The following is an 11,291-nucleotide window of genomic DNA, read 5'->3' on the forward strand; positions in this document are numbered from 1 at the left end:
AGGTACAATTGGTTTTCGAAATTTACTACCTGCCGAAACCTGGGATCGACGCGACGAGATTGTCGATCAATATTGGAACTGGTATAACAACGAAGCTAAATTGCCACAAAAATTGATAGCTGATAAAGTGCTCACCCCGGTTATGGACAAATTGGCCGCTGCCGACGGCTCGGGAACGATTGGTTATCGTATCCGTAAACAGCCGAAACAAGATTGGAACTTTATCATTGGCGGGCAATACCAGCTGGATAAGCATCATCAATTTCGTACTGAAGTTGGTCTTATTGGCAACCGAAAATCACTCTTACTTTCGTACAATTACCGTTTTGGATTTCCCAAATAGCATAAGGAACAGGCAGAATACTTTGCTTATTCTACAACATGGATAGAAAATACTGTGAGGACCATTCAGTAAAATAAGTCTTTGTTATGCGAACAGCTTCTGGCGACCGGTAAGCCCTCAACATTTACTATATTTGGCTTGGATTTTGCTTATCCAGTTGATATAAATTACGCAACCAAAGATCACAACAAGAATGAAACTACTACGAATTATTACACTCGCAGCAATTGCACTTTTAGTAACAGAAATTAGCTTTGCGCAATCCCTTCATTTTAATAATCCGATTGCCGAAAAACGGGCCGATCCCTGGGTATATAAAGCAGACGATGGCACCTACTACCTAATTGCAACCGTTCCGGAATATGACCGCATTGTCATGCGAAAAGCCAAAACGATAAATGGTTTAAAAGAAGCAAAAGAGAAAGAGCTTTGGCACAAACATGCAACAGGTGTCATGGGACATCACATTTGGGCTCCTGAGCTACACCGCATCGATGGTAAATGGTACATTTACTTTGCTGCCGGTGAAGCCGAAAAAATCTGGAACATCCGCATGTGGGTTTTATCAAATGACTCCAAAGACCCGATGAAAGGAACTTGGAAAGAAGAAGGACAGATTAAAACAAAACAGGAAACCTTCTCACTGGATGCCACCACTTTTGAACACAAGGGTAAGCGCTATCTAATTTGGGCTCAAAATGTACGTGGTAAAGATCATGGAACCGCATTGGTTCTCTCTGAAATGAAAAATCCAACGACATTAACCGGTCCGGAAGTGGTTATTAGCGAGCCTGATTTTAGCTGGGAAAAGGTGAAGTACAATGTTAATGAAGGCCCGGCTGTTATCGAAAAGAACGGAAAAATATTTGTGACTTATTCTGCCAGCGCCACCAACGACAATTACTGCATTGGCTTACTGTGGATTGATGCAGATGCCGACTTACTGGATATTCACAACTGGAACAAATCGCCGGCTCCTGTTTTCTCCTCCAATGCAGATGTAAAAAGGTATGGACCGGGACATAACTCATTTACGACTTCCGAAGATGGTAAAACGACAATTATGATCTACCATGATCGCGATTACAGAGAAATTAAGGGAAATGAACTGTCAGATCCGAACCGTGCAACACGTGCCCGTGTGGTTGAATGGACTGAAAGCGGATTTCCTGACTTCATGCAAATGCTAGGTGATTAACAGTCAAAAATTAATTCAATAAAAATACGACGCGGGCTTTTATGTCCGCGTTTTTTATGCCTGCATAGATCCCCTTTCCTGATGGTCCATTCTTTCGTTTGTATTAATTCAGCCTTTCCATTTGCTTTCGAAAAGCAAATTCAATTATTACCTGAATAATTCGTGTAATTTTACGGTTCAACAAAAAATATACGGACAAACTCACTGAAAAGAACCGCTTATGCCCCTAAAGATCAAACGCCACCTGGATCAGTTCTACATTCTGAAATATGTGCTGAAATGGTTTTTATTAACCCTCCCGGTTGCAGCTATTTCCGGAACACTGGTTGCCATATTCCTGTTTTTACTGGAACTGGCTACCGAAACCCGTTGGCAATACGGTTGGTTGCTTTATCTTCTTCCACTGGCGGGGATTGCGATTGTTGCACTTTATCGGTTTAAAGGAAAGAATTCAGAGGCCGGCAACAACTTGGTGGTCGATGAGATTCACAAACCGGGTGGTGGTATTCCGGCACGTATGGCTCCGTTTGTATTAATTACGACTGTGGTAACACACCTTTTTGGTGGCTCGGCCGGACGAGAAGGTACAGCCGTTCAAATTGGCGGTAGTATGGCTGCTTTTGTTGGGAAACTACTCAAACTATCGAAAGAGGATACACGAATTCTGCTTATTTCAGGGGTTGCTGCAGGTTTTGGTGCGGTATTCGGAACTCCTATTGCCGGAGCCATCTTTGCACTTGAGGTACTGGCTTTTGGAAAGATTAAGTATGATGCGCTCTTCCCTGCCCTTTCGGCTTCAATAATGGCCGATATCATTTGCTCGATGTACGGTATCACTCATACCCATTATCATGTCAATTTCCATGAACATATACAGTCTTCCATTTCGTTTTTGCATTTCGACCTGAAACTAATCTTCTTTGTTATTATCGGAGGTATCTTTTTTGGACTGGCAGGTAATGCTTTTGCCTACCTCACGCATGAAATCAAAAACCTGGCAAACCGGTTTATCAAACACAAATTGCTGATTCCGGCTGTTGGTGGGTTGGTCGTTATCGCCATGACATTTCTGCTGGGCACCCGTGATTATTTGGGGATTGGCGTAACAACGCCCGATGGTACAGGCGTCAGCCTTGTTAATGCCTTTAAGCCTGATGGCGTGGATCTGATGAGTTGGTTTTGGAAGCTGATTTTTACGGCAGTAACACTCGGTACCGGATTTAAAGGTGGCGAGGTAACACCTTTATTTTTCATCGGAGCTACTTTGGGAAATACGGTTGCAACACTCACCGGAAATCCGGTTGACCTGTTTGCAGCAATCGGGTTCATCGCTGTATTTGCCGGAGCTACCAATACGCCAATGGCTTGTACTCTGATGGGTGTTGAACTGTTTGGCGGTGAATACATTCTGTATTATGCCATTGCCTGTTTTATTGCCTACTATTTCAGCGGCAACTCCGGGATCTATTCGTCGCAACGGTTGGGCGTTTCAAAAGGAGAGTTCAAATACCGTACTGAAACCAACCAAACCCTGAAACAAATTTGGGAAACGAAGAAGGGCAAAAAATAAAAGACAACAGAATAGGTGTGTTGTTGAATATCGTTTTTAAATTGGAACTTTAGCTCAATTTTTCCGAACTTAGATCTAGTTCATTTCAACACGAAACCGATGAAAGTAAAGATAAGACAAGAAACCAAGGCCGACCATCAAACTGTTTTTGAAATTGTTAAAGCTGCTTTTGCATCCATGGATGTCAGTGAGCATAATGAACAATTTATCGTAGAACAGTTACGAAAAACAGCGAATTTTGTCCCAGAATTATCATTGGTAGCTTGTCTGGATGATGGCACTATTGTCGGACATATTCTGCTAACGAAGACAACAATTGAAGACGAAGGAAAATCTTATAAATCCCTGGTTTTAGCTCCAGTATCTGTCCTACCCGAATATCAGAACCAGAAGATCGGCAGTCAATTGATCGTTGCGGCACAAAATAAAGCGCTGGAGCTCGGATATGCATCGATCGTGCTTGTTGGACACGCACACTATTATCCTCGCTTTGGATACGAACTATGCCGAAAATTTGGTATTAAAATGCCATTTGAAGCTCCCGAAATTAATTGTATGGCTATTGAACTCCTCCCCGATGCTTTGAAAAATGTGAAAGGAACAGTTCAATTCGATGTGGCATTTTTTCAATAAAACAGAGTAGCAAACCGATTCTCCGGGCATGGATTACCAACGCGTACTACAGCAACCGGGTTCTCTTTTGACGGATCACTGATGCGTAGGGTGGTAAACCGGGACAAGGAGGGGAGTAAAAACAAAAAACAGACCTGGTTCCGGGGAATCTCCAACAGGGATGAAAGTGAAAAGTTTTTCGGACATCAGATTGTCATTATTATCTGAAGTTGTCGGGTTGCCTTGAAACTCGGAAAAGACTTTCAAAAAAAGCTTCCTCAACGGGAAGCCTTATCTTCGGGATTTTGTTTTCATTTATTCAGAAAGAATACTGTCAACCCAGTCTTCCGGAACTTTATTAACCGATTGGGTCAACATTTCGCCCCACATTTTAGAAATGTACTGCAATTCACTTTCAACAAATCGTTTAACCTTAATCTTTGGACTCTCTTTGTCGTAAATCATCACATCAATCGGGTAACCCACATCGTTGGCCGAAACCCGGGTGGAATCGAAGGATAAAAAGGCAGCGGTTAAAGCAAACCGAAGACTTGAAGCCGGTGTAATCGTACGGCGCAGAATTGGCGTTCCGTATCCGGAATTGCCAATAATACAGAATGGTGTTCCTTCGCCTATTTCAATCCAGTTGCCTTGCGGATACAACATATAAAGTTTGTGTTCGTCATCACCGATCAACTTACCACCAACAATGGTATTAATGCTGAAATCTAAACCACTTTCTGCCAGTGTTCGCTTATCTTCATTGGCAACCCGTTTAATTTGATCGCCCAAAGCATTGACCACTTCATATAGCTTATTGAAATTGTCAAGCTTATCATTTAAGCTCTCCTGAAAATAAGTCAGCGTCTTATCGCGCACTGAACGTAAGCCGGAGGTCATCAAAAAGATATGCTGATCACCTTGTTCATAAACTTTATACTTACGGGCGCTGGTTGTTTCGTTTCCCGAAGTAATCCGGGTATCACTTAACGCCACAAGGCCTGCCTTCAATTTGATGCCGATACAATAAGTCATGGTGGTTTTTATTTCAAAGTTTCAACTTCACTAATTTCAGCTGCTTCACTGCAACTGCCAATTCTTGCTGCACAATGATAGCAAAAATGAGAATCGTAAAAACGGACACGAACCAGAAAACGAACTGTAAACTTTAAAATTAACTTACAGCTTGTATAAAATTACAAAAGTTTATACTGAAAATAGAGTCCAAGGTGATTGAAAGCTTCGCAAATATTTCCGATTAGTGAAAAATCGTCTGCAAACCCAAGTTCATAACGTTTTCTTTTAAAGCCAATTCTGAAGCGCATAGATGAGAATTTATGTTCCTTGAAATCAACTGATGATAAGGTTCTTAAACGCACTATAAAACTCAAGTCCCGTCTCAATTCAGCAAGGAACTGGATACCAGTCAATATTTTAAAATCAGCTTCTTGTCCCGGTGAGAAGGACGGGGAAAAACTCGCACTAAATTTTTGTCCTACATAGGCGGTCTGAACACCAAGCATTGCCTGAGGTTTCCCACCTGTAGCATAAATTAAACCAAGTATCGGTTTAAACGATTCGGCTACACTCCAGGCAATATTACTCATGGACAATAAGCGAACTTCTTCGTCACCAAGGTAATCTGCCGATAGCAAATTAACAGACATAAAGCTCAGTGCTGAACTATGCGGAACGGAAGTTACAAAAGCATTGCTCACATACCACGAATCTTCCAGGCTGGTAAGTTCAAATGAAAGCCCCTGACTATAAGCAGAAGTAACAAATAAACAAACAAATAAAAAAAATAGCAGGTAGAATTTCTTCATTCAGGTTTAGGCAATAGCTTTCCAGACGAAGCACCACGCAGGTGCTCCGCTGAAAAGAAAATTGTTAAGAAGTGAATTATTTATAAGTACTTACCCGCGAATCATCAATGGGACCCTGCCAGTTTAAACCAAAAGCAAAGTCGTACTGATTTCCATCCGAGTCAGTATAAGGAGTCATATCCCTGGGAACATCTTCATCTTGTTCTTCCACGGTTTTCATATTGGCAGGCATTTGAAACGGTAGTAAGGCAGAGGGCTCAACTGCTCCTGAAATAATCTCCATAAGAGCCTGATCCTGCACTCCCATATGAACCAATATAGCAGAAGCGGCTGGTTCGATTTCAGAGAAAACCATTGGTTTGGTTACATGTGCCACAACAATCACCGGCTTACCGCCCATCTCCTTCTTCGTTTTTAGGACCAAATCCATATCGCCACTATTGCTCGTTTTAACCGTTTTGCCTTTATAGCTTCGGTTGGTAAAATTCTCAAAAGGACTGCCGCCTGCCAAACTTGTTTCGCGAGCATCGACTGCTTTGTAAGGACTGTATTGCAGACTAATTGGCACATAGCCATTACCCCCCTTTTCAAGGTCTTGCTCATCGTAGCCTACACCTCCATCGGGGTTTTTCACGCCCACCAGAGCAAAGTCAGCCTCATCCGGAGATGCTACCACATCAAAATAATGTTTGACAACCTCAAGGTTAAACGGAATCTCGTGCTTCTCGGGAACCACGATACCAAACCAGTTTTTGCTGGCAGGAACAATTCTTTCCGGAATATAGACTTTCAGCCGTTGCTTTATCGGCAGAGTCTGTTGATGATTTTTCAACAAAATGATTGTCCGCAACTGAGCTTCGTAACCTGCTTTCATGTAGTCGGGATTACCAACAATCTGCTTCGTCTGTTCAACATCGAGATACGGATTTTCAAACAAACCAACGCGGAAGATATTTCGAAGCAATCGAACAGCCGAGCGCTCAAAACGTGCCCGCATGGCAGGTTCGCCATATTTGGCAACTCCCATTTGATAGGCTGCAATAACCGGTTCCATAACATTATTACCGCCAAATTGATCAACACCAGCTTCCAAAGCTTTAAAGTGACGTTCAGCCTCGCTTAATGTCTCCACACCCCAACATTTCCCTTCAAACGTCCCTACGCTATGGGTATCTTTAGTAATCATCCAATCGGTACACACCACGCCATCAAAGCCATATTTTTCACGCAGTAAATCGGTAATCAGATACTTGTTGTAGCTATTTCCCACTTCCTCGCCATTAACCGTATCGCGTTGCCACGAAATGGTGTAGTAAGGCATTACTGCCGCTGCTTTCGAAGTTTTACCGTTTAGCTTGAAGGCTCCTTCGGTGAAAGGCTTCAAATGATCAGCCAGGTTATTACCAGGATAAACGGCATAAGCGCCATAACCAAAATGCGCATCGCGGCCACCTTCTTCGGGGCCACCACCAGGCCAGTGTTTTACCATCGCATTTACACTACCATAGCCCCAACCGTCGGCAATTTCTTTTTCTCCTGCTGAAGTTTGCATACCATCAACATAAGCACGAGCCATATCGGTTGCCAGATCCGGATCTTCTCCCATCGTTCCATCGAAACGACTCCATCGAGGTTCGGTTGACAAATCAATTTGGGGAGACAGGGCTGTTGTTATTCCCAAAGCCCGGTATTCCGAAGCCGCAATCTCACCAAACTGTTGCATCAGTTTCGGATCGAAAGAAGCAGCCAACCCCAAAGTACTTGGCCACATGGAAATTTTGCCTCCTGCCCCGGCATTATACTCAGCATATGAGTCGGTGCCATGACGAGGATCGGAACTCGTGTTTATGGGCACTCCCAGGCTAAAACCTTCAACATAAGCCTGTGCGTTATTATTCCACTGTGCTGCCACAGCCGGACTCTCGACCGAAGTAATCAGCACATGCCGAAGGTTATCATCCTTCAGGAATTTCAATTGAGCATCGGACAGATCGCTGGCTTGTGCACCGCTCTCTTCGAATGATTTGCCTCCGTAGGTTCCACCAAAAAAGCCGGTTCCTCGTGCAGGAATTGCTTGATGGGCGCTGTAAAGCATCAGGCCGGCAATTTGCTCAACGGTCATCTGAGAAGCCAAATCCTGTGCTCTTTTATCAACCGGCAAACGCCAGTCCTCGTAAGCGTCAAGCTTCCCGTTACGATTTAAATCTTTAAAGGCGTAGCCTTTTTCGGTTATCAGTTTAACACCGCTATTAGGCGAATATCCCAATTTAGGGCCATTGGCTTGTGAAACCAAAACAAAACCGTCTTTTTCCTCTGTCGAAATTTTCGGGCCGCAACTTCCCAGCAAGAGAATGGCAGCCAATAAAAAGAGATAGTCGTACTTCTTCATGGTTTAGGTTAATTTTGGGTTTAGGTGGAAAGGAAAAATACAAGTTTAGCAATGATCCCCGCCCCTGAAGAGGAGCGGAGATCAAGAATTATCTACAAACGAAAAACCTATTTTTGGCTTAACTTGTCAATTGATACTTCAGGGGCAAGCACATTACTTACGTTTCCCGCATCGATATCACTGGCCACATTAAAGTCGGCCGTTTGGGTAATTTTTGTTGAAGATGCTCCTACCTTAATTTTATAGTTTCCAGCTTCAACAAGCCAACTTGAAGTAGCTTCGTCGAATGAGGCCAGATCAGTTGCTTTGATTGTAAAGCTCAATGTTGCTGATTCACCCGGATTCAGTAGCTTGGTTTTTCCAAATGCTACCAATTCTTCTTCCGGTTTCTCCAGCTTAACCTGAGGTGCAGATGCATAAACCTGAACCACTTCGCGACCAGCAACGGCACCTGTGTTTTTCACATCCACAGATACTGTTAATTCACCTTCGAAATTGGCTGAACTCAACTGTAAGTTACTGAATTCAAAACTAGTGTACGATAATCCGTAACCAAACTCATAAGCTACAGGAACATTAAAGGTATTGTAGTAACGGTAACCAACATAGATATCCTCATCATAAACCACTTCCCAAGGTGTACGTTTCATGAAGGAGAAACCTGATAAGTCGGCTGCATTATCCACATTGTCCGATTTAATTTCATGTCCAGGGAATGTTTTTGAAGAAGGAGCATCGTCGTAGGAAACCGGGAATGAAACAGCTAGTTTACCGGATGGGTTCACCTTACCCGAAAGCACATCAACCACAGAGTTTCCAGCTTCCTGACCGGGTTGCCATGCCAATAAAACTGCATCGGGAATCTTGGCCCAACTTGCTGTTTCAATAGCACCTCCAATGTTCAACACGACAATGGTCTTTTTACCCTTGGCATGGAAAGCCTCAGTAACGTCCTTGATCAAAGCTTTCTCAGTATCTGTCAAGTAGAAGTCACCAGCAACAGGTTTACGATCGCCACCTTCTCCGGAGTTTCTTCCGATAGTGATTAAAGCCATATCGTTTTCAGCAGCCATTTTCTTGGCCAAGGCTTTCGATAAAGGCATTTCTGTAACCGGGATTTTACCATGCATCATTGCAGCCAGCCAGTTGTCGGTTTTAACACCCTTTGCACGTTCTGCTTCAATATATTTTTGATAGATTTCAGTCAATTCAGCATCAGTTGCATATCCACCATTTTCCAAACCTTCCAACAGGGAGATTGTGTAGGCTTCGTTCACGTCGCCACTACCAGTACCTCCAGCGATAAAATCGTATGAAGTGTTTCCAAAAGCAGCTACTTTTTTCACATCAGCAGCAATTGGTAAAGCCTGATCACGGTTTTCAAGTAAAACCATACCATCGGTAGCCGCCTGACGGGTTACTTCAGCATGCGCTTTCAAATCCGGATTTGAAGAATAGTCATATTTCTTATATTTCGGCGTTTTCAGCATAATACCGAAAATATGGCTCAGGTTTTTATCCAGAACAGACTCGTCGATGGCCCCCTCATTAACAGCATTAATCAATTCCTGAATTTGCTTTGGCTGTCCTGGTTGAATCATATCGTTTCCGGCTTTCATTTGGGCAACAACATCGCTACCACCACCCCAGTCTGTCATTACATAACCTTTAAAGCCCCAGTCGTTCCGCAAAACATCAGTCAGCAGGCCATGATTCTCTGAAGTATAAGTCCCATTTAGTTTGTTATAGGAAGACATGACCGTCCAGGGCTGAGCATCTTTCACTGCAATCTCGAAGCCTTTCAGGTAAATCTCACGTAAGGCACGCTGGCTAACAATTGTATTTACTGACATTCGGTTTGTTTCCTGGTTATTGGCCACGAAGTGCTTAACCGATGTTCCAACGCCATTTGATTGAATCCCTTTGACCATGGCAGCAGCCATTTTACCTGTCACCAGCGGATCTTCTGAATAATATTCGAAGTTACGACCACACAAAGGGTCGCGTTGAATATTCATACCCGGAGCCAACAAAACATCAGAACCGTATTCCAGTACTTCGTTCCCCATAGCTTCACCAACTTTATAAACCAAATCGGTATCCCAGCTAGAGGCGAGCACTGTAGCAATCGGAAAAGCAGTACAGTAATAAGTTCGGTCTTCTCCTTTACGTTTTGGTTGAATTCGCAATCCGGCAGGTCCGTCAGTTAGTACCTGGGAGCTAATTCCCAATTCCGGAAACTCTGCCGAATTCCCGGCAGCTCCGGGCAAATAGGTGCGGATGTGCTTAACCATGTTATTATAGCTTGAGTCCATCCCATTATCCTGACCACCACCAAATTTTTTCATAATGGAGTCCGGCAGATCCATAAACATACCAGTACCGATGAGCACCTCTGCTTTTTGATCCAATGTCATTTTTGCGATTGTATTTTTGATCACTTCTTCATCGCTGGGTTGCTTAGGTTGCGAGCTGCAACCAAATACTCCCAAAGTTAAGCTGAATAAACAAACCTTAGAAATAAAGCTTGTCTTTTTAAATTGGTTTTTCATAAGCTGAATTTATAGTTTAAGTTTTATGTCTCGTTGACACAATGATAATTTTTTAATATGACATCACCAATATGTTGTACAACCGGTTCTTACATGTCTACTTGATGTGTTGTAGTTGATAGATTAATTTCCGGCCTTAACAAATTCGGTTCAGGAGAACAAAATCAGCCTCGATTATTTAAATAAGAGAGGAGCGAAATTATTCAGATAAACTCTCCAATTAGCCCAGGTATGACCACCTTCGGTAACAAAAAAGGTATGCACCAATCCGTTTTCTGTTAATTTGGCATCCAGTTTTTTGGCACTTTCCCAAACAAAATCAGATTTACCGCAAGCCAACCAATAAAGTTTGTAACCAGCATTTTTAAGTCCTTGAAGCTTTTGATCAATATCGGGTTGTTCTCCCCACAAGCCCATACTTAGGGGACAGATGTACTGAAAGGTTCCCGGGTACTCATTGGCTGCTGCGATAGTATGTCCCCCCCCCATTGAAAGGCCTGAAATAGCTCGGTGGTCTGGATCTGCAATTACCCTGTAATTCTTTTCGATGTAGGGAACGATGTCTTTCACCAAGCTGTTTACATACAAATTCTTGTTGGAAGGATCTCTAAAATCTAAATCGCTTTCGGGCAGTTGGGTGGGTTTTGCGGCCATTTGATTTGGATTACCGTTGGGCATCACGCAAATCATAGGTACGGCAAGTCCCTTTTCAATCAGGTTATCCAGAATCTGACGGGCACGCCCCATTGTGCTCCAGGCATCTTCATCACCACCTGCACCATGTAACAAGTACAGCACTGG

Annotated in this window: 9 protein-coding genes; 4 read left to right on the forward strand and 5 right to left on the reverse strand. The window is 43.1% G+C overall.

Annotation, left to right across the window (positions count from 1 at the left end; translation table 11 throughout):
* The 4 genes from AC37HE_RS04950 to AC37HE_RS04965 all read left to right on the forward strand — a co-directional run.
* A partial coding sequence (locus AC37HE_RS04950) for a hypothetical protein (RefSeq protein ID WP_500781677.1) occupies nt 1-343 on the forward strand: 343 nt, incomplete at its 5' end.
* 193 nt (nt 344-536) lie between these two features.
* Complete coding sequence (locus AC37HE_RS04955) at nt 537-1,541, forward strand: glycoside hydrolase family 43 protein (RefSeq protein ID WP_500781678.1); 1,005 nt, start codon at nt 537-539, stop codon at nt 1,539-1,541.
* Between the two features lie 220 nt (nt 1,542-1,761).
* Entirely contained in the window at nt 1,762-3,111 is a 1,350-nt protein-coding gene (locus AC37HE_RS04960) for a voltage-gated chloride channel family protein (RefSeq protein ID WP_500781679.1), read from the forward strand.
* Between the two features lie 99 nt (nt 3,112-3,210).
* Nucleotides 3,211-3,744, forward strand: coding sequence for a GNAT family N-acetyltransferase (locus AC37HE_RS04965; protein ID WP_500781680.1), 534 nt, complete (start codon nt 3,211-3,213; stop codon nt 3,742-3,744).
* Between the two features lie 294 nt (nt 3,745-4,038).
* Here the strand turns inward: AC37HE_RS04965 and AC37HE_RS04970 are convergent, their stop codons facing one another.
* The 5 genes from AC37HE_RS04970 to AC37HE_RS04990 all read right to left on the reverse strand — a co-directional run.
* Nucleotides 4,039-4,758 (reverse strand): proteasome-type protease, encoded by a 720-nt coding sequence (locus AC37HE_RS04970; RefSeq protein ID WP_500781681.1) that lies wholly within the window; start codon nt 4,756-4,758, stop codon nt 4,039-4,041.
* A 161-nt stretch (nt 4,759-4,919) separates the two neighbouring features.
* Nucleotides 4,920-5,549, reverse strand: a complete 630-nt coding sequence (locus tag AC37HE_RS04975; RefSeq protein ID WP_500781682.1) for a hypothetical protein — start codon at nt 5,547-5,549, stop codon at nt 4,920-4,922.
* 76 nt (nt 5,550-5,625) lie between these two features.
* On the reverse strand, nt 5,626-7,938 hold the full coding sequence (locus AC37HE_RS04980; protein ID WP_500781683.1) for a glycoside hydrolase family 3 protein: 2,313 nt from the start codon (nt 7,936-7,938) through the stop codon (nt 5,626-5,628).
* A gap of 107 nt (nt 7,939-8,045) precedes the next feature.
* Nucleotides 8,046-10,490: a glycoside hydrolase family 3 N-terminal domain-containing protein gene (locus tag AC37HE_RS04985; RefSeq protein ID WP_500781684.1), complete on the reverse strand. Its 2,445-nt coding sequence runs from the start codon at nt 10,488-10,490 to the stop codon at nt 8,046-8,048.
* A gap of 174 nt (nt 10,491-10,664) precedes the next feature.
* Nucleotides 10,665-11,291 (reverse strand): alpha/beta hydrolase (locus AC37HE_RS04990; RefSeq protein ID WP_500781685.1); only part of this gene is annotated, 627 nt, incomplete at its 5' end.

The sequence above is a fragment of the Mangrovibacterium sp. genome (genome assembly GCF_059905295.1).

Excerpts from the sequence above, each read along its gene's own strand:
- AC37HE_RS04955 (WP_500781678.1), top strand. The coding sequence starts at position 537 with ATGAAACTACTACGAATTATTACACTCGCAGCAATTGCACTTTTAGTA.
- AC37HE_RS04960 (WP_500781679.1), top strand. The coding sequence starts at position 1,762 with ATGCCCCTAAAGATCAAACGCCACCTGGATCAGTTCTACATTCTGAAA.
- AC37HE_RS04965 (WP_500781680.1), top strand. The coding sequence starts at position 3,211 with ATGAAAGTAAAGATAAGACAAGAAACCAAGGCCGACCATCAAACTGTT.
- AC37HE_RS04970 (WP_500781681.1), bottom strand. The coding sequence starts at position 4,758 with ATGACTTATTGTATCGGCATCAAATTGAAGGCAGGCCTTGTGGCGTTA.
- AC37HE_RS04975 (WP_500781682.1), bottom strand. The coding sequence starts at position 5,549 with ATGAAGAAATTCTACCTGCTATTTTTTTTATTTGTTTGTTTATTTGTT.
- AC37HE_RS04980 (WP_500781683.1), bottom strand. The coding sequence starts at position 7,938 with ATGAAGAAGTACGACTATCTCTTTTTATTGGCTGCCATTCTCTTGCTG.
- AC37HE_RS04985 (WP_500781684.1), bottom strand. The coding sequence starts at position 10,490 with ATGAAAAACCAATTTAAAAAGACAAGCTTTATTTCTAAGGTTTGTTTA.